Annotated in this window: 22 protein-coding genes and 1 tRNA gene; 11 read left to right on the top strand and 12 right to left on the bottom strand. The window is 72.1% G+C overall.

From position 1 onward, the window contains the following. Nucleotides 1-172 precede the first annotated feature (172 nt). Nucleotides 173-901 (bottom strand): VIT1/CCC1 transporter family protein, encoded by a 729-nt coding sequence (locus ACWDCZ_RS20515; protein WP_074000789.1) that lies wholly within the window; start codon nucleotides 899-901, stop codon nucleotides 173-175. Between the two features lie 187 nt (nucleotides 902-1,088). Continuing rightward, complete coding sequence (locus ACWDCZ_RS20510; RefSeq protein WP_449816588.1) at nucleotides 1,089-1,730, bottom strand: HAD family hydrolase; 642 nt, start codon at nucleotides 1,728-1,730, stop codon at nucleotides 1,089-1,091. A 504-nt stretch (nucleotides 1,731-2,234) separates the two neighbouring features. On the opposite strand from ACWDCZ_RS20510, the gene ACWDCZ_RS20505 reads away from it, so the two are divergent. From ACWDCZ_RS20505 to ACWDCZ_RS20480, 6 genes are all read left to right on the top strand, one after another. After that, nucleotides 2,235-3,701, top strand: a complete 1,467-nt coding sequence (locus ACWDCZ_RS20505) for a pyridoxal phosphate-dependent decarboxylase family protein (protein WP_074000787.1) — start codon at nucleotides 2,235-2,237, stop codon at nucleotides 3,699-3,701. A gap of 89 nt (nucleotides 3,702-3,790) precedes the next feature. Next, nucleotides 3,791-5,350: a hypothetical protein gene (locus ACWDCZ_RS20500; protein ID WP_449816587.1), complete on the top strand. Its 1,560-nt coding sequence runs from the start codon at nucleotides 3,791-3,793 to the stop codon at nucleotides 5,348-5,350. A gap of 71 nt (nucleotides 5,351-5,421) precedes the next feature. Beyond that, entirely contained in the window at nucleotides 5,422-5,934 is a 513-nt protein-coding gene (locus ACWDCZ_RS20495) for a hypothetical protein (protein ID WP_449816586.1), read from the top strand. Nucleotides 5,935-5,962: 28 nt separating this feature from the next. After that, on the top strand, nucleotides 5,963-6,760 hold the full coding sequence (locus ACWDCZ_RS20490) for a hypothetical protein (protein WP_074000784.1): 798 nt from the start codon (nucleotides 5,963-5,965) through the stop codon (nucleotides 6,758-6,760). Nucleotides 6,761-6,802: 42 nt separating this feature from the next. After that, nucleotides 6,803-7,240, top strand: coding sequence for a hypothetical protein (locus ACWDCZ_RS20485; RefSeq protein WP_074000783.1), 438 nt, complete (start codon nucleotides 6,803-6,805; stop codon nucleotides 7,238-7,240). Between the two features lie 67 nt (nucleotides 7,241-7,307). Continuing rightward, nucleotides 7,308-7,862 (top strand): hypothetical protein, encoded by a 555-nt coding sequence (locus tag ACWDCZ_RS20480; RefSeq protein WP_049654908.1) that lies wholly within the window; start codon nucleotides 7,308-7,310, stop codon nucleotides 7,860-7,862. 75 nt (nucleotides 7,863-7,937) lie between these two features. Here the strand turns inward: ACWDCZ_RS20480 and ACWDCZ_RS20475 are convergent. Next, nucleotides 7,938-8,009 (bottom strand) — tRNA-Val (locus tag ACWDCZ_RS20475). Between the two features lie 143 nt (nucleotides 8,010-8,152). Between ACWDCZ_RS20475 and ACWDCZ_RS20470 the strand changes: the two genes are divergently transcribed. Further along, nucleotides 8,153-9,562, top strand: coding sequence for a hypothetical protein (locus tag ACWDCZ_RS20470; RefSeq protein WP_449811423.1), 1,410 nt, complete (start codon nucleotides 8,153-8,155; stop codon nucleotides 9,560-9,562). Between the two features lie 101 nt (nucleotides 9,563-9,663). Further along, on the top strand, nucleotides 9,664-9,879 hold the full coding sequence (locus ACWDCZ_RS20465) for an FmdB family zinc ribbon protein (RefSeq protein WP_049659427.1): 216 nt from the start codon (nucleotides 9,664-9,666) through the stop codon (nucleotides 9,877-9,879). Between the two features lie 48 nt (nucleotides 9,880-9,927). Here the strand turns inward: ACWDCZ_RS20465 and ACWDCZ_RS20460 are convergent, their stop codons facing one another. Genes ACWDCZ_RS20460 through ACWDCZ_RS20450 form a run of 3 tightly spaced genes read right to left on the bottom strand, consistent with a single transcriptional unit; the run spans nucleotide 9,928 to nucleotide 14,625 of the window. Continuing rightward, nucleotides 9,928-10,761, bottom strand: a complete 834-nt coding sequence (locus ACWDCZ_RS20460; protein ID WP_074000779.1) for an HAD family hydrolase — start codon at nucleotides 10,759-10,761, stop codon at nucleotides 9,928-9,930. After that, a complete protein-coding gene (locus ACWDCZ_RS20455; RefSeq protein ID WP_449816585.1) occupies nucleotides 10,761-13,379 on the bottom strand; it encodes a phosphoribosyltransferase in 2,619 nt (872 codons plus the stop codon). The genes ACWDCZ_RS20460 and ACWDCZ_RS20455 overlap by 1 nt, the downstream gene beginning before the upstream one ends. A gap of 37 nt (nucleotides 13,380-13,416) precedes the next feature. After that, a complete protein-coding gene (locus tag ACWDCZ_RS20450) occupies nucleotides 13,417-14,625 on the bottom strand; it encodes an HpcH/HpaI aldolase/citrate lyase family protein (RefSeq protein WP_416873349.1) in 1,209 nt (402 codons plus the stop codon). Nucleotides 14,626-14,982: 357 nt separating this feature from the next. Between ACWDCZ_RS20450 and ACWDCZ_RS20445 the strand changes: the two genes are divergently transcribed. After that, the gene (locus ACWDCZ_RS20445; RefSeq protein ID WP_449816584.1) at nucleotides 14,983-16,140 is read left to right on the top strand and encodes a TerD family protein; all 1,158 of its coding nucleotides are present in this window, start codon (nucleotides 14,983-14,985) and stop codon (nucleotides 16,138-16,140) included. A gap of 111 nt (nucleotides 16,141-16,251) precedes the next feature. On the opposite strand, the gene ACWDCZ_RS20440 is transcribed toward ACWDCZ_RS20445, so the two are convergent. Continuing rightward, nucleotides 16,252-16,992 carry a Tellurium resistance gene (locus ACWDCZ_RS20440; RefSeq protein ID WP_049652604.1) on the bottom strand — a complete coding sequence of 247 codons (741 nt, stop codon included), beginning with the start codon at nucleotides 16,990-16,992 and terminating at the stop codon, nucleotides 16,252-16,254. A gap of 329 nt (nucleotides 16,993-17,321) precedes the next feature. Here ACWDCZ_RS20440 and ACWDCZ_RS20435 point away from each other — a divergent pair, with 329 nt between their 5' ends. Further along, nucleotides 17,322-18,467: a DUF2637 domain-containing protein gene (locus ACWDCZ_RS20435; RefSeq protein WP_049652606.1), complete on the top strand. Its 1,146-nt coding sequence runs from the start codon at nucleotides 17,322-17,324 to the stop codon at nucleotides 18,465-18,467. A gap of 99 nt (nucleotides 18,468-18,566) precedes the next feature. Here the strand turns inward: ACWDCZ_RS20435 and ACWDCZ_RS20430 are convergent, their stop codons facing one another. The 5 genes from ACWDCZ_RS20430 to ACWDCZ_RS20410 all read right to left on the bottom strand — a co-directional run bounded on the left by ACWDCZ_RS20430 (nucleotide 18,567) and on the right by ACWDCZ_RS20410 (nucleotide 22,573). Beyond that, entirely contained in the window at nucleotides 18,567-19,667 is a 1,101-nt protein-coding gene (locus ACWDCZ_RS20430; RefSeq protein WP_049652607.1) for a DUF475 domain-containing protein, read from the bottom strand. Between the two features lie 147 nt (nucleotides 19,668-19,814). Further along, nucleotides 19,815-20,393: a TerD family protein gene (locus tag ACWDCZ_RS20425; RefSeq protein ID WP_049652609.1), complete on the bottom strand. Its 579-nt coding sequence runs from the start codon at nucleotides 20,391-20,393 to the stop codon at nucleotides 19,815-19,817. Nucleotides 20,394-20,621: 228 nt separating this feature from the next. Beyond that, nucleotides 20,622-21,197 carry a TerD family protein gene (locus ACWDCZ_RS20420; RefSeq protein ID WP_074000774.1) on the bottom strand — a complete coding sequence of 192 codons (576 nt, stop codon included), beginning with the start codon at nucleotides 21,195-21,197 and terminating at the stop codon, nucleotides 20,622-20,624. Nucleotides 21,198-21,429: 232 nt separating this feature from the next. Further along, nucleotides 21,430-21,888 carry a peroxiredoxin gene (locus ACWDCZ_RS20415; protein WP_449816583.1) on the bottom strand — a complete coding sequence of 153 codons (459 nt, stop codon included), beginning with the start codon at nucleotides 21,886-21,888 and terminating at the stop codon, nucleotides 21,430-21,432. Between the two features lie 241 nt (nucleotides 21,889-22,129). Beyond that, complete coding sequence (locus ACWDCZ_RS20410) at nucleotides 22,130-22,573, bottom strand: DUF3052 domain-containing protein (protein WP_049652614.1); 444 nt, start codon at nucleotides 22,571-22,573, stop codon at nucleotides 22,130-22,132. Nucleotides 22,574-23,090: 517 nt separating this feature from the next. Between ACWDCZ_RS20410 and aceE the strand changes: the two genes are divergently transcribed. Then, nucleotides 23,091-25,841, top strand: coding sequence for a pyruvate dehydrogenase (acetyl-transferring), homodimeric type (aceE, locus tag ACWDCZ_RS20405; protein WP_074000772.1), 2,751 nt, complete (start codon nucleotides 23,091-23,093; stop codon nucleotides 25,839-25,841). The last annotated feature ends 211 nt before the right edge of the window (nucleotides 25,842-26,052 follow it).

The raw sequence follows: 26,052 nt of genomic DNA, 5'->3' as shown, positions 1-26,052 counted from the left end.
CGGCAAGTCACCTCTCCCAAGCGGTTTGCAGCCACACAAACACAGGCCGGACCGGCCCGCCCGTCGAGCCGACCGGGGCCGTCACCCGGCGTGCCCGGGCCCCGCCGCCACGGTCCGGTGGTCCGCCCGTCCGCCCGTCCGCCCGTCCGCTCGTACGGCCGGGGGTTCGCGGTCACCCGGTGACCTGGTCCAGCAGCACGCCGCCGCTGTACGTCACCGCCATCGCCAGCAACCCGCCCACGACGTTGCGCAGGACCGCCCGGGCCGGACCGGCACCCCCCAACCGGGCGCTCGCCCAGCCCGACAGGGTCAGCGCGGCCACCACCGCCACCACCGTCACCACCAGCCGCCACGACTCCGGCGGCAGCAGCACCGCCAGCAGCGGCACCAGCGCGCCCAGCGTGAACGCCGCCGCGCTGGCCAGTGCCGCCTCCCAGGGGTTGGTCAACACGTCGGGGTCGATGCCGAGTTCGGTCTGCGCGTGGGCGGCCAGCGCGTCCCGCTCGGTCAGCGCCGTCGCCACCTCCCGGGCCAGGCCGTCCGCCAGCCCGCTGCCCCGGTAGTAGTCGGTCAGCTCGTCGAGCTCCCCCTCCGGGTCCTCCGCGAGCTCCCGCCGCTCCCGCGCCAACGCGGCCCGCTCGGTGTCCCGTTGGGTGCTGACCGAGACGTACTCGCCGGCCGCCATCGACATCGCCCCGGCCAGCAGTCCGGCCACCCCGGCCGCGAGCAGCGCCGTCCGGGAGCCCGCCGCACCCGCCACGCCGGTCAGGATGCCCGCCGTCGACACCACGCCGTCGTTGGCCCCCAGCACGGCCGCGCGCAGCCAGTTCAGGCGCGAGGACAGCTCCGCCCGCGACCCCCCGGCCTGCGCCCCGACCTGCTCCCCGACCTGCTCAGCCATCCGCCCACCGCTCCCAGGGGTCCGACCGGTCCCCCCGATCCTCGCCCGGCGCCCCCGGCCCCGCCACCCGCCGCCGAGCACGGCCCGCCGACCCGAGCCCCCTCAGCCCGAGCACCGCCCGCCGACCCGAGCCCCCTCAGCCCGAGCACCGCCCGCCGGCCCGAGCCCCCTCAGCCCGAGCACCCCGTCAGCCCGACACCCCCCGCCCGTCCAGCACCGCCGCCAGCGCCCGCCGCAGGTCCTCCGGCCCCCGGTAGCGCACCCCGGTCATGCCCAGCGCCACCGCCGCGTCCACGTTCTCCTGGCGGTCGTCGACGAACAGGCACCGCTCCGGTGCCGCCCCGGCCCGCTCGGCGGCGATCTCGTAGATCCGCCGGTCCGGCTTGGCACTGCCCACCCGGGAGCTGTTCACCACCTCGTCCGCCAGGTCCGTCAGCCCCAGCAGCGCCAGGTCCTCGTCCAGCCACGCCGTCGCGTTGGTCACCAGCACCACCCGGCAGTGCTCCCGGGCCCGCCGCAGCAGCCCCACCACCGCCGCGTCCGCCCGGAACGGCGAGTCCGCGAACGCCTGTGCCAGGGCGCGCGCCTGTGCGTCCGTCACCCGGCCGGCCAGCCCCCGCGCGATCGAGTCCACCCACTGCGCCTTCCCGATCCGCCCGAGCAGCAGCGGGAGGTCGTTCTCCGGCGCGAACCCGACCTCCGCCGTGCTCCCCTCCGCCAGTCCCGCCGCCCGCTCCAGCGCGGCCACCCGGCTCCCGTCGAAGAACCGGATCACGCCGTCCACATCGCACAGCACCGCGTCGAACGCCACCTCAGCCACCTCAGCCATCCCACCTCCCTATCACCCGGGATCACCGGCCCCCGTAGCGGGTGCGGCACGAGGACCGGGCGGCGGTCCTGGTCCGTTACCGGCCAGAAGGGGCGGAATCGGCCCGTCGGGCGGACCCGGGGGCCAAAACGGCACATTCCCGGCTGGCGTTCGAATAACAACCTCGACGTTCGATTGCAATGTTCGAAATGTGACAAGCCGCCCTACCGCCCTGGCCAGCATCGATGCCGGATGTCACACACCGGAGTCGTCCGGCGACGGGCCGCAATCGAACGCCGATAAAAAACGAAGATTCACCCGTTGGAGTGACCCAGCTGGACATGCACCGTTCCGGAAAGGGAAAGTCTCGATGTCCTCAACAAGGGCCATTGGGGGGCTCCTATGGTGGAATCTCGCTCGAATCAGAAGACGATCGAGCAAAAAAGCGGAGTCGGATCGCTGCTCGGCGCTCAGAAGCCGAGTCGCTCCGCAACTCCCGGGGTCGGAAAACCGTGCGACGGCGGAATGCCGGCGGACACGTTCGACCCCGAGCTGTTCCGGGAGAATTCCGAGACGGTACTGAACCGGCTCGAAAGCCATCTGGCCGATTCCTCGATCAGAGGGCTCGAACTCATCGACCCCGAAACGCTGACGCTGGCCGCCAGGGCCCTGATGACCTCCGAGCGCGAGAAGATCGCGGCCTTCGACGAGAAGCGGCTGGACGCGATCACCGACCTGTACATCAGGACGGGGATCCAGGTCCACTCGCCGGGGTACATGGGCCGGCAGTTCTCGGGCGTGGTGCCGCTGGGCGGGGTCGTCGACTTCGTCAGCTCGGTGGTCAACCAGCCGTCCTCGTTCTACGAGGCCGGCCAGCTGCCCAGCGTGGCGGAGCGCATCATGGCCGAGGAGCTGAACCGTTTCATCGGGTGGGAACCGGACTCCTTCGCCATGGTGACCACCTCGGGCGGGTCGCTGGCCAATCTGACCGCGCTGCTGGCGGCCAGGAACAAGATGTTCCCCGGCTTCTGGTCGGACGGCAGTCCGTCGGGGGACGGTCTGCCCCGCCCGGCCATCGCGGTCGGCGCGGACGTGCACTACAGCGTCTCGCGGGCGGCCGGGATCCTGGGGATCGGCGAGTCGCAGATCGTCCGCCTGCCGATCAACGCGGAGCAGCAGATCTGCCTGGAGCAGGTGCGGCCCGCCCTGGCGGCGGCCGAGCAGCGGGGGCTGAAGGTGTTCGCCCTGGTCGCCTCGGCCGGCACCACCTCGGTCGGCGCCTTCGACCCGCTCGACGGACTCGCCGACATCGCCCGGGAAGCCGGCATCTGGCTGCACGTGGACGGCGCCCACGGCGCCAGCCTGCTGGTCTCCGACCGGCTCCGGCACAAGCTGCGGGGCATCGAGAAGGTCGACTCGGTGGCCTGGGACGCGCACAAGATGATGTTCGTCCCGGCGCCCTGCACGCTGCTGTTCTACCGGAACAAGGAGGACAGCCTCGGGGCCTTCCAGCAGCGCGCCAGCTACGTCTTCGACGAGGAGCCGGACCGCTACACCGAGCTCGACAGCGGAGCCCGGAACTTCGAGTGCACCAAGCGGCCCATGATCATGCCGCTGTGGACCCTCTGGTCCGTCTACGGCCCGGCCCTGTTCGCCGAGAAGATCGAGTACCTCTGCGACCTGACCGGGGAAATCCACCGGATTCTCCTGGACGAGCCGGATTTCGAGACGCTGCACCGCCCGGAGGCCAACATCCTGTGCTTCCGCTACCGACCGGCAGAACTTCCGGACGACGGCGTGCACCGCCTCCAGGTGGCGATCAGGAACCGGATCAAAATCCGGGGGAATTTCTTCATCTCCAAGGTGAACATCGACGGGGTAGCCGCCCTGCGCGTGGTGATGATGAACCACCAGATCACCGCCGAACACTTCCGGATGCTGCTCGGTGAGATCAGGCGGGTCGGTACCGACCTCCTGGCCGACGCCCGCTGAGGGCCGCCGGAGAACCGTGCCCGAACAATCCCTGCCGAACGAACGACGGCACATGAACACGTGAACAACAGAAGGACGGGGAATTGACGATGAGTGCAGTGAGTGTCGCGCCCGACCGGCCGGCGGCACCCGGCGGCATCGACGAACTGGCGAGCTGGCTGATCCCCGAGTGGGAGCTGAATCCGGAGTCGGTCGACGCGGTGGAGAAGCTCCCCTCGTTCGCGAGCAAGCTCCGCGAGTGCGAGCGGGTCTGCCAGGCGCCGTACAGCGAGGTGTCGCACGAGCTCCAGGACGCCCTGGTGCTGCGCCGCCTGCAGCAGATGGTCAACACGGTGCGGCTCAACCCGCTCTGGCGCAGCCGCCTGTCGGGCGCCGGCGTCGACGCCGCCCCGCGGACGTACGAGGACTGGCAGCGGATCCCGCTGTCGGACAAGGAGACCCAGCGCGAGTTCTTCATGGGTTCGCGCCCGGGCATGGTGGTGCCGCTGGCGCGCGGCGGCTTCGAGATCGTGGCCAGCGGCGGCACCAGCGGCGGGAAGCCCCTGGAGTCGGTGTACTCGCTGCGGGAGCTGCGGGACACCTACGAGGTGGCCGGCCGCTTCATGGGCACCTACCAGCTCGCCAAGTACCTGCCCGGCACCGACCCCAAGTGGCTGTACACCACGCTGGCGGACTACCAGATGTGGAGCAGCGGCACCATGGTGGGCGGGGTGCTGGCCCAGGTGCCGGGGGTCAACTACATCGGCGCGGGGCCGGTCACCGCCCCGGTGCTGGAGCACATGTTCTCCTACCCCGGCCCGAAGGCGCTGATGGGGATCACCGCGGGCATCGCGATCCTCAGCGAGCTGGGCGCGGGCATGAGCCAGGAGGCCAAGGAGAGCTTCCGGGTGGCGCTGTACGGGAGCGGGGTGCTGCCGCAGCGCAAGCGGGCGGAGCTCAAGGCGATGTACCCGAACCTGTCGATCCTCAGCTACTTCGCCGCCACCCAGGCCGAGACCATCGGGCTGCAGCTGACGGAGGAGTCCCCCTGCCTGGCGGCCGTGCCCGGGCTGCACCTGGTGGAGATCGTCGACGAGAAGGGCCGCTGGGTCGCCGAGGGCGAGGAGGGCGAGCTGGTCGTCACCCGGCTGCACGGGCACGAGGCCCCGCTGCTGCGGCTGAAGCTGGGCGACCGGATGATCCGCCGCCCGCGGCTGGACGGGCCCGGGCTGAAGACCGGCCAGTTCGAGTTCGCCGGCCGCACCGGGGACATCCTGCACCTGAACGACAGCCAGTACTCGGCCCCGCGCGCGTACGAGGCGGTGCGGGACGACCTGCTCAAGGCCACCGCGATGGACCTGGACGTGGTGGCCCACGAGATCCAGTTCGTGAACCACCGCGAGGGCAAGACGATCACGCTGCTGGCCTCGGTCGACGACGTCGCCGGTCTGACGTACCGGATGGACGCCGCGCTCGGCCCGTACGGGGTCCAGCACGTCTTCGTCAACGCGCTGCCCCGCTCGCTCTCGCTGTTCAACCAGGGCGAGGCGAACCCCGCCTCGATCGAGAAGACCGGTTACCGGTTCCTGGTCAAGTTCGTGCCCCGGGCGTCCACGGAGATCGAGCGGACGTCGGTCGGCAAGGTGCCGCTGGTGCGCGACCGGGGCTGACCGGGACTGACCAAGCCGGCGGGGCGGTACGACCGCCGCTCCGGAACGTTGGTTCGAGGAATGGAGTGAGGATGAAACCGCAAGTGAACATCGCCGTCGTGGTGGACGTGATCGGCGCGCTCTCGGACAAGTCGCTGCTCAACGGCAACCTCTGCCTGATCGACGACGGGTCGTTCGACAGCAAGAACCAGGGGACTCCCGACCTGGTCACCGTGGTGGTCCCCGGCCAGGTGGTCCAGTGGTCCGCCCTGGCGGTGGACCTGCAGACGCCCGTCGAGATCCGGAGCATCAGCTTCGTGCCGGCGGACGGGACCGCGGGCGCGGACGCGTACGGCGTCGACCCCGCCGCCGTGGCCGGCTCCGCGGTCGAGGGCGTGGACGCCGGTGCGGCGGACGGCGCGGACGGCGCTGCGCCCGCCGACCACCGGGTGGCGGCCGGCCAGCTGGACCTCAACGTCTGGTCCGGCGTGGTCCCGCCGTACCTGGTGCCCGGGGTGCCGTACCGGTACCGGCTGGAGCTCCAGATGTACGAGGGCGAGCACAGCGTGCTGCACATCGACTCGCCCGCACTGATGTGCCTGTAGGCGGAACACCGACAAGGAGGGTGGGCGCATGGCCCAACAACTGGCGATCATCGTGCTCGTGGACGTCGGCAACGCGCTGGAGTCCCGGACGCTGACCGGCAACACCTATCTGTTCGACAACATGAAGCTCCACGGCTCCCTGAACCAGGGCACCGGCGAGCTGGTCACCGCGATCAACGGGAGCTACTGGAGCGACGGCTCGCAGGCCGGCGAGCAGGTGCTCAACTGGCTCCCGTACAGCCTCGGTTCGATCCCCCCGACGGTGCCCCGCGGCTACCACACCACCCGGGCGCGGGCGGCCGAGAAGGAGGCGCTGGCGGAGCTCGCGAACCTGAGCGAGAAGGCCGGGGTCGCGAACGGCGACACCGAGGCCGCGCTCACCCGGATCCGGCAGACCGTCGGCACCAGGGTCAACGGCGCCTCGCGCACCGCGGCCCTCTCCGGGCAGCGGGTCCTGGACGTCACCGGCCGGGTGGTCTCCGACCACGGCCAGGACACCCACAGCTACCCGGCGCCGGTGATCACCGACATCTTCGGCGAGGCGGTGGACGAGAAGATCATCTACCCGGCCGAGTACGGCTCCCCGGACCTGGTCACCGACGGCTGGTACTGGTCGGCGACGATCGACACCTCCCGGCCCGGCACGTACAGCTACAAGATGCGGATCCAGCTCCACGAGCTGATCCAGCGGGCGGGGGAGTGGACCTGGGAGCCGGTCAACCTCACCTGCGAGTCGAAGCTCCGGATCACCGCGGAGCCCAAGCGGAACGGCTTCACCGGGGCGGGCGTGGGCTACCTGCCGATCGCCCCGGCCGCCTTCGGCTGAACCGCTGTCCCAGGAAGTCCCCGTAAGGACGAGGAGGAGTAGATGACCACCAAGCCACGGCTGAAGACCACGCCGAAGCGCCCGATCTCGATCACCGCGGTGGTGGACTGCGTGGGCATGCTGGCGTCCCAGAGCACCCACGGCCACCTGTACCTGTACGACACCAACAAGGCCGGCGGGTCCGCCGACTTCGGCACCGAGGAGCTGCGGACCAAGGTCAAGGCCGGCGACCAGCTGCTCTGGAACGTGCTGGCGCTCGAGTGCGAGGCCTACGTGGCCATCGACGGGATCGAGATCGACCACGAGGTGTGCGAGCCGGTCCGGAAGGTGTACCCCGGCACCGACGTCGCCTACTGGACCGGGACGGTGAAGAAGGACGCCGCGTCCCCCGTGCCGTACCGGATCCGGTTCCGGCTGGGCACCCAGGCCGAGCCGATCACCACCACCGTGTCGCCCGTCCTGGTCGGCCGGGCCACCTGACCGCTCCGCGCAACGGACGGCTCCGGGCGGGTGGACCGCCCGGAGCGGCGCGCTCGAAGGAGGAACCTTGACAACCACGGCAAGCAGCGCCACCGAGGGGAAGCAGAACCCCGGGCAGCTGAACTCGGTCCAGCTCAACGTCGTCACGCTCGTGAACATGGAGCGGGCCACGGCCAACCGCTCGCTGGGCGACGCGATGTACATGATGGACAACAGCGTCGGCGGGTCCGGCCAGGGCACCCGGCAGCTGGAGACGGTCTGCAAGCAGGGCCAGGTGATCAACTGGATCATCCGCCCGCTCGACATGGAGCGGCGGCTGGACGGCACCTGGCCGCCCATGCCCAAGATCAACAACATCGTGGTCCTCGACACCGAACTGGGTGACGAGGAGGACGTGGCCGAGCGGAAGCTCTTCACCGAGCTCAAGATCTACGGCATGCCCGACCGCATGCGCTCCCCGCTGACCCCGGTCTACTACTACTGGGCCGGCACCGTGCTCAGCACCGCCAAGCCCGGCCTGTACCGCTACCGGCTGGTCGTCGAGCTGGAGCAGGAGGGCACCAAGGAGAAGCTCTACCTCAACACGGTCGACCACCCCGCCCTGCGGGTCCTCGAGGTCTGACCCGGCCCCGGCGCCGACACCACGAGAGCCCGGTGCCCCCGACCATCCCGGTCGGGGGCACCGGGCTCCCTGCTGTGGGCGCGGACGGTTTCGAACCGCCGACATCTGCTTTGTAAGAGCAGCGCTCTACCACTGAGCTACGCGCCCCTGCCGTGGCCCGAGGGGCGCACGACGAGAGCCTAGGGTACCTGGTCCCGGGAGGTGGTGGGGGACGGGCGCCCGGTGAGGGGCGGGGCCGTGCGGCGGGCGGGGTGGGAGGGGGTGCCGGGCCGGCGGGGGGATCGGGGAGAATGGGGGCCGGATCAGCGGGTCGGAGCAGGGAGCGCGCAGTGACGGTGGCCGGCGGGAGCGGGCGGGGGCGGCGTCGGGCGGGGGCGGCACTGGCCGACGCGTTGGTGGTGCCGGTGGCGCTGGCGGGTGCGCTGGCCGCAGTCGGGCTGGCCTCCGCCGGAACCGGCGGCTGGTGGGGCCGGCGGGGCGGCGGCGAGGGCGGACGGGCGCAGGCCCGGGAGGCCCGGGCGGCGGCCCAGGAGGCGTTCTACGAGCTGGAGGAGACCCAGCGCGAGGTGCAGCTCGCGGTGGAGACCGTCCGAGCGGCCGAGGAGGGCCCGACGGCGCAGCGCGCGCTGGCCGACCTGGCGGCGATCTCCGGCCGGGTCGAGCAGGTCACCGTGAACTACCTCGCCGCGCTCGACGCCCACAACCTGGACAGCGAGACCCTGGACGCCGGCACGGCCGCGCAGGCCAGGCGCCGGCTGGAGGACGTGAAGAGCCAGCTCGGCTCGGCCCGGGCGGAGCTGAACGACTTCCTGCGCCGCCTGCAGCCGACCGTCGAGCACGCCGAGCAGCAGCTGATGCGGGTCACCCCGGCGGTCGAGCAGGCCAAGCGCGCGCTGCTCGCGGCCACCACCGCGCTGGACGGGGCGCGCGGCGCCGGCCTGCGGGCGGACGACCTGGCGGCCCGGCTCGCCGAACTGGCGCCCGAGCTCGGCCGGCTGAACGAGGGCCCGGCCCGGCACGGGGTCGCGGACACCCTGCGGCGCGCGGAGGACGTGAAGCAGCGCGCCGAGGCGATCGCCGCCGACGCCGGACAACTGCCGGAGCGGGCGCGGGAGATCGACCGGCGGGTGGCGAGCCTGCGGACCCGCATCCAGGCGCTGGAGACCAAGGCCGAGACGGTCGAGCCCGCCCTGAGCGAGCTGCGCCGCCGGTTCAGCACCTCCTGCTGGCAGGACCTCCAGCGGGTGCCGGACCAGGTCGCGGAGGCCGGGCGGGCCGCCGAGCGCAAGCTCGCCGAGGCCGCCCGGGCCCGGGACGAGCAGCGCTGGGCCGACGCCACCGCCGCGATCGGGACGGTCCGCGCGCTGCTGGAGACCGCCGACGGCTCGGTGCTCGCGGCGAACGACCGGCTGCGGCAGCTGAACGAGGTGCAGCACGACCCCAACCGGGAGATCGAGCGCGCCCGCTTCGCCATCCGGGACGCGCAGCGGCTGGCGATGGCCGGGCGCAGCGCGCCGGACCCGCGGCACGCCGCCCCGCTGGACGAGGCGGTGGCCCGGCTGGACCGCGCCGTGGCCACGCTGGAGGCGGCCGGCCGGCACCCCGACTACTGGCACTTCCTGACCGAGCTCGCGGCGGTACGGGACACGGCGGCACGGGTGATCGAGCTGATCCGCGGGGACCTCGGCGGCCACCGGTAGCACCGGGAGCGCCAAGGCATCGGTAGCACCGAAGCAGCCGGAAGCCCTGGAAGCACCCGAAGCGGGCTGCCGGCGGGGACCCCGCTCGGTACCCTGCCGGTATGCCTCGCTACGACTTCCGCTGCCGCTCCTGCGGCGCCACCTTCGAGCTCCGCCGCCCGATGGCCCAGGCCAACGACCCCGCCGTCTGCCCGCAGGGCCACCAGGACACCGTGAAGCTGCTGTCCACCGTCGCCGTCACGGGCGGCGCGGCCGCCGCCCCGCAGGCCCCCGCCGGGGGCGGGGGCGGTTGCTGCGGCGGCGGCTGCTGCGGCTGACCCACCCGCAGCCGAACCCGGACCCGAACCCGGACCCGGACCCGGGGGTCAGCCCCCGACCGGCAGGGCCGACGCCCCCGCCAGGAACCGCCGGACGATCTCCTCCCCCGCCGTCACCCCCACCTCCGTCAGGGCGGTGACGCCGGGGGCCGTCCAGCCGCTGTCCGCGAGTTCGCCGTGCCCCGGGCGCCAGCCCGCGTCCGCCGCGAGCAGCAGGTCGGCGTCGAGCAGTGAGTCCCCGGCCGCCAGCACGGTGTCCGCGCCGCGGCGCCGGACGACCTCGGCCAGCGCGGCGCTCTTGGTGAGCGGCGCGGGCACCGCGTACACCTTGCGGCCCTGCAGGGAGACCGTCCAGCCGCGCTCGGCGCACCAGCCGGTCAGCTCCGCCAGCCAGCCCTCCGGCAGCGCGGCGCGCTCGACCACCAGGTAGGCGAACAGCTCGTCGGCGACCCGCCGCTTGTGCGTCCACTCCGGGTCGGCGCACAGGGCGAGCCGCCGGACGACCTCCTCCAGCGGGGCCGAGCCGGCGGCTATCCGCGCGGTGATCTCGGCCCGCCAGTCACCGTCCGGCACGCCGTCCACCAGCAGTTGCCCGCCGTTGGCGCAGATCGCGTACGCGGGGACCCAGTCCGGCGTCGGGCCGGGCAGGTTGACCCGCCCGTACTGCTCCGGCGTGCGGGTGGTGGCCGGGACGAAGCAGGCCTCCCGGGCGAGTTCGGCGAGCAGCCCGGCGGCCCGCTCGGTCATGAAGGACAGCGGCCGCCCCTGGTACACCTCGACGCAGAGCAGCCTCGGCGCCAGCCGGTCGGGCCCGGCCAGGGCCATGGCCCGCTCGGAGTAGATCAGCGTCCGGTCGAGGTCGCTGGCCACCAGGACACCCATCAGGATTCCCTCCCCGTCGTCTCGGTCACGGTGCCCCCGTCGGCCACCGCGCGCCCGTCTCCCCCGGTCGCCCCGCGGCTGTAGCGGGGGTGGATCAGGCCGACGCAGGTGTACGGCAGGCCGTCCACCTCCTCGACCTCGACGCCGCGCTGGGCGGCGAGCAGCCGGACGTGGTCGAGGTCCGCCCCGGCGCCGCGCCGGGCGAGGATCCGCCAGGGGACGCGGCGCAGCAGCACCCGGGTGGTCTCGCCGACACCGGGCTTGACCAGGTTGACGTTGTCGATGCCGTACTCGGCGCTGATCCGCTCGACGGCGGCCCAGCCGGCCCGGTCGGGCTCCCGGTGCGGGTCGGCGGCGAGCCGGTCGGCGCCCTCGACCGCCGCGGCGCGGACCTCGCCGAAGCGGGCGGCCACCGCGTCCAGGAAGAGCGCCGAGACGTCGTTCCCGGCCAGCTCGGCGTAGTGCTTGGCCCCGTGGAAGTCGTCCGGCCCGATCAGCCCGGCGCGCAGCACGGTGCGCGAAACCAGCCCGGAGACCGTGGAGTTGAGGCAGGCGGACGGGATCAGGAAGTCGTCCCTGGTGCCGTACGTCCGCACGCAGCGGCCCGGGTCGGCGAGCACCGCGAGGTCCGGGTCGAAGCCGGTGCCGGCCAGCGCGTCGGCCAGTTCGCGGGTGATCGCGCCCTTGCCCGTCCAGCCGTCCACGAACACCACGTCCCGCGCCCGGTGGTGGGCCGCCAGGTACCGCAGTGCGACCGGGTCGATGCCGCGGCCGCGCACGATCGAGACCGCGTAGTGCGGCACCGACAGGCCGTGGGCGAAGGCCAGCCAGCGGCGGACCAGGATGCCGACGGGCGTGCCGGCCCGGGCCAGCGAGGCCAGCACCAGCCCGGGGCCACGCTCGCGCAGCAGCGTCTCGGCGACGGTGCCGACGGCGAGCGCGATCCGGCCGGCGGAGCCGCGCAGCGCCTGGTGGAACAGCTCCTGGTACTCGGGGCTGGGCTGGTACTCGACCGGCAGCGACTCGGCGTAGTGGGCGCCACCGTTCTGGACGGCCTCCTCGCGCTCCTCGGTGGGGGCTTCGAGCGCGACCCCGGAGAGGTCCTTGAGCAGCCAGGCCACCTCCTCGGCCGGGTACGAGGAGAACGCCGGCCCGTACAGGGGCGCGGGCAACTCCGAAGACCCGGGCAGCTTCGAAGACCCGGGCGGCGACAGGGGCACGGCGAGCGGAGCGGGCACGACGGGCACCGGCCGGTGCGAGGGCAGCACGGCGAGCACCACCCGGTCGGTCACCCGCCGCAGCTGGCCGAGCAGCGCGTGCTCACCCTCGTGCAGCGCCGGGGTGTCGGCCACGTCGTCCACCACCAGCACCACGGCCTCGAAGCGCCGCGCCGGGTCGCTGCCGGGGGCGACGTTGTACGCGTAGCGCTCGGACGAGCCACCGTCCCGCGGGTCGTCGTGGGCGGGGAAGGCGAGCCGGGTGCGGATGGCGTAGCCGGGGTCGTCCACCGCCAGGACGGGCGAGCGGGTGGTGGTGGAGAACCGGACGCGGTCGCCGCCGAGCCGCTCGGCGAGGGCGTCGGCCAGGCGCAGCGGCGCGTACATCAGCTCCTCGAAGCCGAGTACCAGCACCCGCCGCGCGCCGGCGGGCAGGGCCTCGGCGAGCTGCCCGGCCAGCCGGGGCAGTGCGGCGTCCAGCCGGGCGCGGTCGCGGGCGGTGAAGCCGTGCCGGCCGCCGTCCGGGAGCCCGGCGGGCCAGTCCAGTTCGACCCGGTCCAGCGGCGCGGGGCCGGCCGACGGCGGCTCCCCGGCCGGGGGCGCGGCGGCCGGCGCCGCCTCGGCGATCAGCCGCTCGGCCCGGGCCACGACGTCCTCCGGCAACTCGACGCCGCCGCTCGCGGTGGCCACCAGGTCCAGCCGGACGCCGAGTTCGGCGGCGGCCTCATCGAGCCGGCGCCGGTCGGCCGCGGAGCGCAGGTCCACCAGGGCGACCACCACGTAGTGCCCGCGCGGGTGGCGGGCGTGCAGGTCGCGGATGGTGTTGAGCACCGTCCGTCCGGTCGAGAACTCGTCGTCCACCAGCACCAGCGGCCCGTCCCCGGCGAGGAGTCCGGGGTCGGCGGGGAGCAGCAGGTGCGAGGTGGCGTGCGAGTGCTCCTCCTCGAAGCCGCCGACCGGGTCCAGGCCGGGCACCGGCCGGCGGGTGGAGTGCAGGTAGGGGGCGTCCAGGCCGTCGGCGACGCTGTGGCCCAGGCCGGTGGCCGTCTCCGCGTAGCCGAGTACGACGGCCCGCCCGGCCGCCTCCGCGCCGAGCAGGTCGCGGACCCGGCGGCCGAGTTCGAGCCCGGCGCCGTGGACCACCGAGGGCCGCTGCGGCACGTGCTTGCCGAGCACGGTGGAGACCAGCAGGTGGGCGCGCTTGGGGTTCCCCGAGCGCAGCGCCAGGCCGACGAGTTCGGGGAGGCGCTCGGAGCCGGTCAGGGCGATCCCGGCCCGGTCGGCGACCCAACGGCCGGTCCACGTCTGCGGTGTTGCTGTCACTGCTGGTCCTGCCTTCGGTGGTGCGATGGTGCGTTCGTCGGTGCGTTCGTAGCCGGCGTTCACGGGTGCGTTCGTCATGTCCGTCGGTGTGTCCGTCGTGTCCGTCCGGGCGCCGTCAGCCGCACAGGCAGGCCGACAGCAGTTCGGCGAAGCTCACGTCCTCCCGGGCCACCCCGAACACCTCCGCCCGCAGCAGCACCCGCTCCGCCCAGGCCCGGTGCGGCCGGGCCTCGTTCATCTTGTTGGTGTACGCCGAGCGCAGTACCCCGCCGCCGTCCTGCTCCTGCCGGAGGATGTCGCGGGCGTCGCAGTACTCCTCGTGCGTGACCACGGAGAGGGCGTGCACGGCCGGTACGTGGCTGGGGTGGATGCAGGTCTTGCCGAGCAGGCCGTTGGCCCGGTCGAGTTCGACCTCCCGGATCAGCCCGTCCAGGTCGTGTTCGATGATCCGCCGGCGGACCTCCTCGCCGGAGGCCCGGAGCACCCCGGCCGCGGCCGGGACGGAGGCCCCGGCGAACGGGGTCCGGCGCAGCTGCGGCTTGAACATCCGCTCCTGCACCGGGAAGTACTCCCAGACCGGTCCGGTGACGGTGTACCCGGTGCCGTCCGCCCGGCCGAGCACGTTGACCACGTCCCCGATCACCGAGGCGACCAGCGCCACGTCGTACGCGGTGAGGTCGGGCGAGCGCCGCAGGCCGTACGCGGAGCAGAGGTCGGTGACCCCGAGCCGGACGGCGAGCACCCGTTCGCGGTGGGCGGCGAGCAGCTCGGCGATGCCGAACAGCTGCTCCCGCCTGGTCTCCAGGTGGGCGAGTTCGGGCGACTCCAGGACGGGCATGGCGAACAGCCGCCGCCCGGTCGCGGCCTCGGCGGCGGCCAGCGCGGCCAGGTACCCGCCGCCGTTCGCCGGGGTGAACTTCGGCAGCACGAAGCCGCTGAGCAGTTCGACGGCCGGGCCGAGACGCTCGGCCAGGTCGAGGATCTGGGCGGCGCTGCGGACCCTGATGAAGAGCAGGGGGTGGCTCTGTGCACAGTCGGTGAAGTCCTTGACCAGGTCATTCAACTGCTCGACCAGGTTCCGCTCGCCCGCGTCCACCTCGTGGTCGGCGATCGCGTCCTCCAGGCAGAGCACCATCGACACCACGCCCCGACCAGCGAGTTTGCGGATGTCGGCGGCCAGGGCGGGCCTGGTGGCCGGGCTGTAGAGGGTGCCGCCGAGGGCGGTGGCGATCACCTCCGGCCCGCTCCGCGCGCTGAACGGGCGCGGCTGTTCCAGGAAGAGCCGGCCGCGTACGTCCTCGGCGAGGTGGCCGAAATGGCGCAAGGTGCTCTCCTCCAGGAAGTGGACCGGCCCCCGGCCCGTTGCCGACGACACCCTGGTCAACCGGCCGACCGGGCGCCAAGGTTCCCGGGCACGCCGCCGCCGGACGCCCCTCCGCCGAACCCCCGGAGACCTTTCGACCGCCCATCGTACGGACGGGATCCGGCCGGTCCCGGTTCCCCGGCACTGAACTCCCGGAACATCCCGGTCCACTTGGACGATCATGGGCGCATCGATGCCCCATCCCGGAAACGACGGCGGCAAACCTCGGAAAGCGCAAGTCTTGGCAAAGTCCGACTCCGCGCGGACCGGTCCGGTCACGTTGTCCGAAGGGGTGGCGAACAGGCAGGATGGTCGGCTATGACGCACGTGATGGCCAAGGGCGCCAACATCGCACTGCCGGCGGCGGCGGTCCGCGCCGTGCTGCGCTGGAGCGCCACGCCCGGTGCGCCGGACGTGGACGCGTCCGCGCTGCTGCTCGGCGCCTCCGGAAAGGTCCGCTCGGACGCCGACTTCGTCTTCTACAACCAGCCCCGCCACCCCTCCGGCCTGGTCCGCCACCTGCCCAAGCAGCAGACCTCCGGCGGCGCCGAGATCATCGACACGGTCGAGGTCGAACTGGGCAAGCTGCCCGCCGAGGTGGACCGCGTGGTGCTGGCCGGCTCCTCCGAGGGCGGACCGTTCCGCGCCGTGCCGGGGCTGCGCCTGCTGCTCTTCGACGCCACGGCCGGCGAGGGCGTCCCCGCGCTCGCCGAGTTCGCGATCGACGACGCCGAGAACGTCACCGCCCTCGTCGCGGGCGAGCTGTACCGCCGGTCCGGGGCTTGGAAGTTCCGGGCGATCGGCCAGGGCTACACCTCCGGGCTGATCGGCCTCGCCACCGACTTCGGCATCACCGTGGACGACGAGGCGGAGGCCGACCAGGCCCCCGGCGCCACCCCCGGCGCGTCCGGCGCGTTCGACCCGCGCAGCACCCCGCTGCCGGACCCGCGCTCGACCACCCCCGAGCCGGGCACCTTCACCCTGGCCCCGGCCGTCCCGCAGTCACCGCCCACCCCGGCCCCGGCCACCGCACCGGCCCCGGCCACCGCCGCGAACGCCTCGCCCGCGCCGGCGACCCCGCCGCCGCCCACCGCCCCGCCGACCGTGCCCCCGCCGCCCACCGCTCCCCCGAGCAACCGACCCGGCACCGGCTACGGCTACCCCCAGCAGCCCGGCACGGGGTACGGCTACCCCCAGCAGCAGCCCGCACCGCCGCAGCAGCCCACCGGCGGCTACGGCTACCCGCAACCGGGCACCGGCCAGCAGCCCTACCAGCAGCAGCCGGGCGGTTACGGCTACCCCCAGCAGAACCAGCCCGCGCCGCCGCAGCAGCGCCCCGCCGGCTACGGCTACCCGCAGCCCGGCACCGGCCAGCAGCCGCCCGTCCCGCCGCAGCCGCCGACGGCCCAGCCCCCGGCGCCCACCGGCGAGGAGTTCGCGCTGCCCCCGCAGGGCCCGCAGTTCCAGCCCCGATGACACCCCCGGCGGGGCCGCCGGACGACCCCGGCCCCGCCGCGCGCACCGCCCTCCGCCGTGGAACCGCCGCCCGCACCGCCCTCCGCCGTGGAACCGCCGCGCCCGCCGGCGTCAGTCGCCCTTGTACCCGCGCTGCCACTGCATCCCGAACCCGTACAGCCGGTCGATGTCCGCCTGGAACCCGTTGACGTACCGCACCTCGCGCCGCACCGTCAGCTGGTTGTCCCCCGCGTTCTCGATCAGCACCACCGCGCAGGAGCGCGCCGCCCGGGCCCGCTCCTCCAGCTTGATCTCGATCCGCGGCCCGGTCTGCGGCACGATCGTGACCACCGCGTGCGACTGCTCGAAGGCCGGCGTGCCGTCGTAGATGTAGACGAAGATCAGCAGCCGCTTGAACTTGTCCTTCTTCTCCAGGTTGACGTACATCGTCTCGCCGGACGGCGCCCCGTACTGGTCGTCGCCGCTGAGCTTGATGTACGGCGCGTTCTGGAGGTCGCCGAAGAGCCCGCCGAGCGGCTGCACCACACCGGTGCTCCCGTCGGAGAGCTCGTACATGCAGGCCAGGTCGAGGTCGACGTTCATCGGCTCGCTGTTCTGCGGCGAGTCCGGGTCCTGCGGCCGCAGGATCCGCGGGCTGAAGAACCGTTTGACGGACTCCCGGGCGCTCGGCCGGCGGGAGCCCCCGGCGCTCATCGTCCAGTGCAGGTTGACGTAGAGGTAGCCGGTGGTGGCGGCCGACCCGGTGATCGCGTGCTGCGGAGTCGACTTGGTGAGTATGACCTTGTGCTGACCGCCGGGGTTGTCGAAGGTGTAGCTCTTGTCCCCGCGCAGGTACTCCCAGATCGAGACCATGCCGTCCTCTCCCCCTGCTCCCGCCAGGCGTTCTGACGGTCCGCCGACCAATGATCGGGCATCGGCCCGGCCGTCGGATACCCCGTCCACCCCTCCCCTATCCAACCGGCGGGTCGATTGGCAGGAGGAAGCCGCCCTCCCGTAACATGCCGCCCCTTCGGACGCGATATCGTCTAGCCGCACAGGCGTCCCGTCCGCCCCTGCGCGGGTGCGGCGGGCATGCCGTGCGGCGACGAACCGACCGTCAGGCGGTGCCCGTACAGCGGGCCCTGACCACCTGTGTCGCGCTGTGATCCTGTCCCCTGCGGAAACCCGAGGCCCGACCCGCAATGAACCTGACCTCCATACAGCTGGTCTGGACCGTCATCGGCGGCGCAGCCCTGCTGTTCGTCGCCGTCCTGCTGGCGACGCTGCGTTTCAAGAGCTCGAAGAAGGACGAGTCCGGCGACTCCTGGGAGCGCAGCGAGGAGCGCCGCCGGCGCAAGGAGATGATCTACGGCATCTCCTCGTACACGCTGCTGTTCTGCTGCGCCGGCGTCGCCGCGGCCCTCTCCTTCCACGGCCTGGTCGGCTTCGGCAAGGAGAACCTGGGCCTGTCCGGCGGCTGGGAGTACCTCGTCCCGTTCGGCCTGGACGGCGCCGCGATGTTCTGCTCGGTGCTCGCCGTCCGCGAGGCCAGCCACGGTGACGCCGCGCTCGGCTCGCGCCTGCTGGTCTGGGTGTTCGCGATCGCCTCGGCCTGGTTCAACTGGGTGCACGCCCCGCGCGGCGTGTCGCACGACGGCGCCCCGCAGTTCTTCTCCGGCATGTCGATCTCGGCGGCGATCCTGTTCGACCGCGCGCTGAAGCAGACCCGCAAGGCCGCGCTGCGCGAGCAGGGCCTGGTGCCGCGCCCGCTGCCGCAGATCCGCATCGTCCGCTGGCTGCGCGCCCCGCGCGAGACCTACGCGGCCTGGTCGCTGATGCTGCTGGAGAACGTCCGCAGCCTGGACGAGGCGGTCGAGGAGGTGCGCGAGGAGCGCCAGGCGAAGCTGGACGCCAAGGCCCGCGCCCGCACCGCCGACCGCCGCGAGCGGGCCGAGCTGAAGGCCATCTCGCGCCAGGGCGGCATGCTCGCCCGGGGCCGCGGCGGCCGCCAGGTTCCCGCCCTCACGGCTGCCGGAGACGGCCCGAGCGCTACGGAGCCTGCCCTAGCCGCGGAAACCGACGCCACCACCTCGACCTCCCCGGCCTCGTCGTACGCGGACTCGCACCGGTCCGCCGACTCCTTCGAGCCGGCCGCCCTGGACGCCGGCCGCCGGCCGCGCGCCGCCGTCGGCTCCTCGTACGCGTCCTCCTCGTACGCGTCCTCCGGCACCGGGTCGTCCCGCAGCGACTCGACCATCGACCTGACGGCCGACGACGACACCCTGTCGATGCCGAAGCTGGACTCGCTGGAGCGCAAGCTGCGCGCGATCGAGCAGCAGCTCGGCTGACCGGGCGTCCCCCGGGGACAACCAGGAAGCACGGGAAAGGCCGCCCCCGGGAGACCCCGGGGGCGGCCTTTCCGCTTGTCCTGCGGACCGCGTGGGCGGCTACTTGCCGCTGCCCACCAGCTCCGGTTCCTCGTCCTCGCCGGCGCCCTCGCGCCGGTTGCGCAGGATCGACGAACCGAGTGCCAGTCCGATGAAGGCGACGCCGATCAGGCCGGTGACGATCTCCGGGATGTGGAACTTGATGCCGACCAGCAGGATCGCCGCCAGCGCGCCGATCGCGTAGTGCGCGCCGTGCTCCAGGTAGACGTAGTCGTCCAGGGTGCCCTTGCGGACCAGGAAGACGGTCAGCGAGCGGATGTACATCGCGCCGATGCCGAGGCCCAGGGTGATCTGGAAGATGTCGCTGGAGATGGCGAACGCGCCGACCACGCCGTCGAAGGAGAACGAGGCGTCCAGGACCTCCAGGTAGAGGAAGAGGAAGAACGCGGCCTTGCCGCCGACCTGCATGATCGACTTGCCGGACTTCTCCGCCTCCTCCTCCCGCTCCTCCTCGGCCTCCAGGCCGGACTCGAAGATCGACGAGAGGCCGTTGACCGCGAGGTAGGTCACCAGGCCGAGGACGCCGGCGAGCAGAACGGTTTCCGCGTGCTCCCCGGCGAAGAAGTTGGAGGCCAGCAGCAGGGCGACCAGGGCGACGACGGTGGAGAAGGCCTCCAGCTTGCCGACCTTCTCCAGCGGGCGCTCGATCCAGGACAGCCAGTTGTAGTCCTTCTCCCCGAGAATGAAGTCGAGGAAGATCATCAGCAGGAAGACGCCGCCGAAGGCCGCGATGGCCGGGTTGGCCGCCTCCAGGTACTGGCCGTAGGTGAGGCCGTCGTGGGTCTTGTCGGAGTGCAGCGCCAGGTCGATGACCGTCGTGGGGTTGAGCTTCGCGGTGAGGCCGACGACCAGCAGCGGGAAGACCAGGCGCATGCCGAAGACCGCGATGAGCACACCGACGGTCAGGAAGATCTTCTGCCAGTACGGGTTCATCCGCTTCAACACCGTGGCGTTGACCACCGCGTTGTCGAACGACAGGGAGATCTCCAGGATGGAGAGGATCAGCACGATGCCGAAGCCTTGGGCTCCCCAGAGCAGTCCGGCCGCGACCAGGCCGATGGCGGTGATCGCGAGCGACCAGCCGAATGTGCGGAGGAACACGGGAGTTGGCTACCTTTCGGGTTTTGGCCGTGCCGGGGTCGGCCTCGTACCCGAGACGCCCTGACCGGGCCGGGCCCGGTCAGGCCACCCCCGCACTGCCCTCTGTTCTCATGATCGGGTCGGGTGCGATAAGTCCGATTTCCGCCCTTACTGTACGTTCACGCCGAAGTCGAGCGCGATGCCACGCAGGCCGGAGGCGTACCCCTGGCCCACCGCGCGGAACTTCCACTCGCCCGCGTAGCGGTACAGCTCGCCGAAGATCATCGCGGTCTCGCTGGACGCGTCCTCGGACAGGTCGTACCGGGCGATCTCCTGGCCGTCGACCGAGTTGACGACCCGGATGTAGGCGTTGCGGACCTGACCGAAGTTCTGGAGCCGCGCCTCGGCCTCGTAGATCGAGACCGCGAAGATCACCTTGTCGGCCTGCACCGGGACGAGGTCCAGGTTGACCTCGACCACCTCGTCGTCACCCGTGTCGTCGCCGCCGGTGAGGTTGTCGCCCTGGTGCTCCACCGAGCCCTCGGGGCTCTTGAGGTTGTTGTAGAAGACGAAGTACTCGTCACCGAGCACTCGCCCGCCACCGCAGATCAGGGCGCTCGCGTCGAGGTCGAACGGGGCGCCCGTGGTTGAACGGGCGGACCAGCCGAGGCCGATCCGAACCTGCGTCAGGTTCGGCGCGGCCTTGGTGAGCGAGACGTTGCCACCCTTGGCAAGCGTGACCACCATGACGTTCTTCCTCCCTTGCTTCTCCCGGGGCGCCATCCAGGTGTAGTCCCCCGCGGCCCCGGCCGACCGGCTTTGGTCGGCTGAACTTCCTGAACTCACATCCTCGCAGCGCCGCGGACCAGCGCGGCACCGGGTCGGACGAAGCCGGGGCGGCCCCCGGACCACGGAGGTCCGGGGCCGCCCCGGGAGAACGGCGCGCAGCCCGCGCCGCAGGGCGCCGGCGACGGCTCAGACGTTGACGCCGAAGTCCTGCGCGATGCCGCGCAGGCCGGAGGCGTAGCCCTGGCCGATGGCGCGGAACTTCCACTCGCTGCCGTTGCGGTACAGCTCGCCGAAGACCATCGCGGTCTCGGTGGAGGCGTCCTCGGAGAGGTCGTAGCGGGCCAGCTCCGAGTTGTCGGCCTGGTTCACCACGCGGATGAACGCGTTGCGCACCTGGCCGAAGTTCTGGCTGCGGGTCTCGGCGTCGTAGATCGACACCGGGAAGACGATCTTCTCCACGTCCGCCGGGACACCGGCCAGGTTGACCTTGATCGCCTCGTCGTCGCCCTCGCCCTCGCCGGTCAGGTTGTCACCGGTGTGCTCGACCGAGCCGTCCGGGCTCTTCAGGTTGTTGAAGAACACGAAGTTGCCGTCCGAGGCGACCTTGCCCTGGGCGTTGCACAGCAGGGCGCTGGCGTCCAGGTCGAAGTCCGCACCGGTGGTGGTCCGGACGTCCCAGCCCAGGCCGACGACCACGGCCGTGAGGCCGGGTGCCTCCTTGGTGAGCGAGACGTTGCCGCCCTTGCTGAGGCTGACTCCCACTAGTCCTCCAAGAATCGGGAGGCACGTCCAGTGGTGCCCCCGGTGGTGCGGTCCGGGGCGGCGGGAGGCCGATCGGCCCCCGCGTCCCACCCCGCCAACGGCCCGAGCGTAGTACGGGGTTCCCGCCCGCACCCCTGATCAGGCCGGACACGGCCCCACGGCACCCGGCCGGCGGGCGCCGAAGGGGCCCGGCGGGCGCGCCCGGGACGCGTCCGGGGCCCCCGGCGGGGCCTCAGAGCGCCGCGAGCACCTTCAGGTACTCCTGCTCGTCCCGGGCGTCCGGGAGGCCGTTGACGACGCTCCAGCGCACCGCGCCGGCGGTGTCGACCACGAAGGTGCCGCGCAGCGGGCAGCCCCGCTCCTCGTCGAGGACGCCGTACGCGCGGGCGACCTCGCCGTGCGGCCAGAAGTCGGCCAGCAGCGGGAACCCCAGGCCCTCCCGGTCGGCGAAGACCCGCTGGGAGAACTGGGAGTCGCAGGAGAGCCCGAGCACCTGCACGGTGTCGTTCTGCAGGCCCGCCAGCTCCCGCTGGATCGCGCCCAGCTCGCCGGTGCAGACGCCGGTGAAGGCGAACGGGTAGAAGACCAGGACGACGTTCTTCCGGCCGCGGAAGTCGGAGAGCCGGACGGACTCGCCGTGCTGGTTGCGGAGCTCGAAGTCCGGAGCCTGGGTGCCGACCTCGATGGCCATGAACGGGACCTTTCTGACGCGAGCGCGCCGCGCGGCGGGCGCGGCAGGCCACATCCTCGCATTCGTTTACGGCCGTTCCGCCGAACGGATGAGGCGGGCGGCCGCGGCCCGCCGCGTTCGCCGTCCGCGAACGGGCCGGTCCGGAGCGCCGGCCGGGCCCCGGGCGGGCGGCGGGCATGCAGCGGGCCCCGCCGGAGGGGGTTCCTCCGGCGGGGCCCGGTGCGGGGACTTCAGAGCCCGCTCAGCGCTTTCCGCCGCTCTGCTTCGCCGTGGACTTGGTCGCGAGCCGGGTGGCCGCCCAGTCCTTGACGATGTTGATCGAGCTGGTCTGGGAGAGACCGGCGGTCTTGGCCGAGTCGTTGATGTCGGACGCCTCGATGTGGCCGTCCCGCCCGGTCTTGGGCGTCATCAGCCAGATGAGGCCGCCCTCCGCCAGGTACTCCAGCGCGTCGACGAGGGCGTCGGTGAGGTCCCCGTCGTCGTCGCGGTGCCACAGCAGGACGGCGTCGGCGACGTCGTCGTAGTCCTCGTCGACGAGATCCGTCCCGGTGAGCTCCTCGATGCCTTCGCGGAGGTCCTGGTCAGTGTCTTCGTCGTACCCCAGCTCCTGGATGATCTGGCCCTCTTCGAAGCCGAGACGGGTCGCCGGGTTGGACTTGTCCGCGGGGTCCGCGGTCGCGCTCACGGGAATAACCTCCAGTATTCGGCTCGGCATCCATGCCGAGGCTGTGGCCGTAGTCCACACGGGCGCGGCGGTTCGCGCAAGTACCCGACCCCCGATCCCCTCCAAAGGTTGACGTGTCGCACCGGAACACGCCGTGGGACGTGTCGGGAATCACACCGATTTGCCCTTTTCTGCATGGTCCGAGGATGCTTCGGGTGGTCCCGGCCCACAGGCCGTACGTGTGCCCGAGATGCGAACGGCATTCGGGGTCCGCGCGTGCGCGGGCGTAGAGTCTCCTGTTGGCCCTCACCCCGGCCGCCCGCCATCGGGCGGACGGGACACCAGGTCGGACCACCTCTTTTCGTAACACCCGGGGGTGTGCGGAGCGGACGGAGACGCCCGCATCGCGCACCACCAGACCGGACCGCCCACCGGGCGCGACGGTTACCGATCGGTAGAGATGACGGATCTCCGAGCGCGGTAGCACGATGGAGGCGGCGCGACACACCTCAGTTTCGACCGACAGTGAAGGAACAGCGTGGCTTCCGGATCCGATCGCAACCCGATCATCATTGGCGGCCTTCCGAGTCAGGTCCCGGACTTCGATCCCGAGGAGACCGCGGAATGGCTGGAGTCGCTCGATGCGGCCATCGACGAGCGGGGGCGTGAGCGTGCCCGTTACCTGATGCTGCGGCTGATCGAGCGCGCCCGCGAGAAGCGTGTCGCCGTGCCCGAGATGCGCAGCACGGACTACGTCAACACCATCGCGACCAAGGACGAGCCGTTCTTCCCCGGCAACGAGGAGATCGAGCGGAAGATCCTCAACGCGACCCGGTGGAACGCGGCCGTCATGGTCTCCCGGGCGCAGCGCCCCGGCATCGGCGTCGGTGGCCACATCGCCACCTTCGCCTCCTCCGCGTCGCTCTACGACGTCGGCTTCAACTACTTCTTCCGCGGCAAGGACGCCGAGGGCGAGTCGGGCGACCAGATCTTCTTCCAGGGTCACGCCTCCCCCGGCATCTACGCCCGCGCCTTCCTGCTGGACCGGCTCACCGAGCAGCAGCTCGACGCCTTCCGCCAGGAGAAGTCGAAGGCCCCGTACGGCCTCTCCAGCTACCCGCACCCGCGGCTGATGCCGGACTTCTGGGAGTTCCCGACCGTCTCGATGGGCCTCGGCCCGCTCGGCGCGATCTACCAGGCGCGGATGAACCGCTACCTGGAGCACCGCGGCATCAAGGACACCTCGGACTCGCAGGTCTACGCCTTCCTCGGCGACGGCGAGATGGACGAGCCCGAGTCGCTCGGCCAGCTCTCGCTGGCCGCCCGCGAGGGCCTGGACAACCTGACCTTCGTGGTCAACTGCAACCTGCAGCGCCTGGACGGCCCGGTCCGCGGCAACGGCAAGATCATCCAGGAGCTGGAGTCCCAGTTCCGGGGCGCCGGCTGGAACGTGATCAAGCTGGTCTGGGACCGCTCCTGGGACCCGCTGCTCGCGCAGGACCGCGACGGCGTCCTGGTCAACAAGCTGAACACCACGGTGGACGGCCAGTTCCAGACCTACGCCACCGAGACCGGCCAGTACATCCGCGAGCACTTCTTCGGCGGCGACCTGCGCCTGCGCGCCATGGTCGAGAACATGACCGACCAGCAGATCCAGCACCTGGGTCGCGGCGGCCACGACCACAAGAAGATCTACGCGGCGTTCAAGGCGGCCCGCGAGCACAAGGGCCAGCCGACGGTCATCCTGGCGCAGACGGTCAAGGGCTGGACGCTGGGCCCCAACTTCGAGGGCCGCAACGCCACCCACCAGATGAAGAAGCTGACGGTCGAGGACCTGAAGCGCTTCCGCGACCGGCTGCACCTGCCGATCACCGACAAGCAGCTGGACGAGGGCTACCCGCCCTACTACCACCCGGGCCGCGACTCGGAGGAGATCCAGTACATGCACGACCGCCGGGAGGAGCTCGGCGGCTACGTGCCGACCCGCAAGGTCCGCCCGCGGAAGCTGGAGCTGCCCGGCGACGACGCCTACAAGGCGGTCAAGAAGGGCTCCGGCAACCAGACCATCGCCACCACCATGGCGTTCGTCCGGGTGCTCAAGGACCTCATGCGGGACAAGGGCATCGGCAACCGCTTCGTGCCGATCGCGCCGGACGAGTACCGCACCTTCGGCATGGACTCGCTCTTCCCGTCGGCGAAGATCTACAACCCGCTCGGCCAGACCTACGAGTCGGTCGACCGGGACCTGCTCCTCGCCTACAAGGAGTCGCCGACCGGCCAGATGCTGCACGACGGCATCTCCGAGGCCGGCTGTACCGCCTCGCTGATCGCCGCCGGCTCGTCCTACGCCACCCACGGCGAGCCGCTGATCCCGGTGTACGTCTTCTACTCGATGTTCGGGTTCCAGCGCACCGGCGACCAGTTCTGGCAGATGGCCGACCAGCTGGCCCGCGGCTTCGTGATCGGCGCCACCGCCGGCCGCACCACGCTGACCGGTGAGGGCCTGCAGCACGCCGACGGCCACTCGCACCTGCTGGCCTCGACCAACCCCGGCGTCGTCGCGTACGACCCGGCGTACGGCTTCGAGATCGCGCACATCGTCCAGGACGGTCTGCGGCGGATGTACGGCTCCAGCGCCGAGCACCCGCACGGCGAGGACGTGTTCTACTACATGACCGTCTACAACGAGCCGATCAAGATGCCGGCCGAGCCGGAGAACGTGGACGTCGAGGGCATCCTCAAGGGTCTGCACAGGTACGCGCCGGGCACCGCGGGCCAGATCCCGGCCCAGATCCTCGCCTCCGGCGTGGCCGTGCCGTGGGCCCTGGAGGCCCAGCGCATCCTCGCCGAGGAGTGGAACGTCAAGGCCGACGTCTGGTCCGCGACCTCCTGGAACGAGCTGCGCCGCGACGCGGTGGAGGCCGAGGAGTTCAACCTGCTGCACCCCGAGGAGCAGCAGCGCGTGCCGTACGTCACCCAGAAGCTCCAGGGTGCCGAGGGCCCGGTCGTCGCGGTGTCCGACTGGATGCGCGCGGTGCCGGACCAGATCGCCCGCTGGGTGCCGGGTCAGTACCAGTCGCTGGGCGCCGACGGCTTCGGCTTCGCCGACACCCGTGGCGCGGCCCGTCGCTTCTTCCACATCGACGCGCAGTCGGTCGTCCTGGGTGTGCTCACCGAGCTCGCCAAGCAGGGCAAGATCGACCGCTCGGCGCTGAAGGACGCGATCGACCGCTACCAGCTGCTCGACGTGACCGCGGCCGACCCGGGCGCCGCCGGCGGCGACGCCTGACCGGCCGGTAGGCCCTGAGGCACCGAGGGGCCGGACCTCCCGCACGGGGGGTCCGGCCCTTCGCCGTCCGTCGTGTTCTTGACCCTCACACCGGTGTGAGGTCCTGGGCCTGTCGTCGAACTCCCGTCGTCCGCCCGGAGGGCGGGCGGGGCGGCGTTGGGGTGCGTGCATCGCAAGGCGGAGGAGGGAGCCACTGCGGAGCATTGGCGAC

It is taken from the genome of Kitasatospora sp. NPDC001225, assembly GCF_053597855.1.
This window is presented reverse-complemented; position numbering and strand designations above follow the sequence as displayed.

Bases quoted from the DNA above. Each gene is read 5' to 3' on its own strand.
- ACWDCZ_RS20515 (WP_074000789.1), bottom strand. From the start codon at position 901: ATGGCTGAGCAGGTCGGGGAGCAGGTCGGGGCGCAGGCCGGGGGGTCG.
- ACWDCZ_RS20510 (WP_449816588.1), bottom strand. From the start codon at position 1,730: ATGGCTGAGGTGGCTGAGGTGGCGTTCGACGCGGTGCTGTGCGATGTG.
- ACWDCZ_RS20505 (WP_074000787.1), top strand. From the start codon at position 2,235: ATGCCGGCGGACACGTTCGACCCCGAGCTGTTCCGGGAGAATTCCGAG.
- ACWDCZ_RS20500 (WP_449816587.1), top strand. From the start codon at position 3,791: ATGAGTGCAGTGAGTGTCGCGCCCGACCGGCCGGCGGCACCCGGCGGC.
- ACWDCZ_RS20495 (WP_449816586.1), top strand. From the start codon at position 5,422: ATGAAACCGCAAGTGAACATCGCCGTCGTGGTGGACGTGATCGGCGCG.
- ACWDCZ_RS20490 (WP_074000784.1), top strand. From the start codon at position 5,963: ATGGCCCAACAACTGGCGATCATCGTGCTCGTGGACGTCGGCAACGCG.
- ACWDCZ_RS20485 (WP_074000783.1), top strand. From the start codon at position 6,803: ATGACCACCAAGCCACGGCTGAAGACCACGCCGAAGCGCCCGATCTCG.
- ACWDCZ_RS20470 (WP_449811423.1), top strand. From the start codon at position 8,153: ATGGGGGCCGGATCAGCGGGTCGGAGCAGGGAGCGCGCAGTGACGGTG.
- ACWDCZ_RS20465 (WP_049659427.1), top strand. From the start codon at position 9,664: ATGCCTCGCTACGACTTCCGCTGCCGCTCCTGCGGCGCCACCTTCGAG.
- ACWDCZ_RS20460 (WP_074000779.1), bottom strand. From the start codon at position 10,761: ATGGGTGTCCTGGTGGCCAGCGACCTCGACCGGACGCTGATCTACTCC.
- ACWDCZ_RS20455 (WP_449816585.1), bottom strand. From the start codon at position 13,379: ATGACGAACGCACCCGTGAACGCCGGCTACGAACGCACCGACGAACGC.
- ACWDCZ_RS20445 (WP_449816584.1), top strand. From the start codon at position 14,983: ATGACGCACGTGATGGCCAAGGGCGCCAACATCGCACTGCCGGCGGCG.
- ACWDCZ_RS20440 (WP_049652604.1), bottom strand. From the start codon at position 16,992: ATGGTCTCGATCTGGGAGTACCTGCGCGGGGACAAGAGCTACACCTTC.
- ACWDCZ_RS20435 (WP_049652606.1), top strand. From the start codon at position 17,322: ATGAACCTGACCTCCATACAGCTGGTCTGGACCGTCATCGGCGGCGCA.
- ACWDCZ_RS20425 (WP_049652609.1), bottom strand. From the start codon at position 20,393: ATGGTGGTCACGCTTGCCAAGGGTGGCAACGTCTCGCTCACCAAGGCC.
- ACWDCZ_RS20415 (WP_449816583.1), bottom strand. From the start codon at position 21,888: ATGGCCATCGAGGTCGGCACCCAGGCTCCGGACTTCGAGCTCCGCAAC.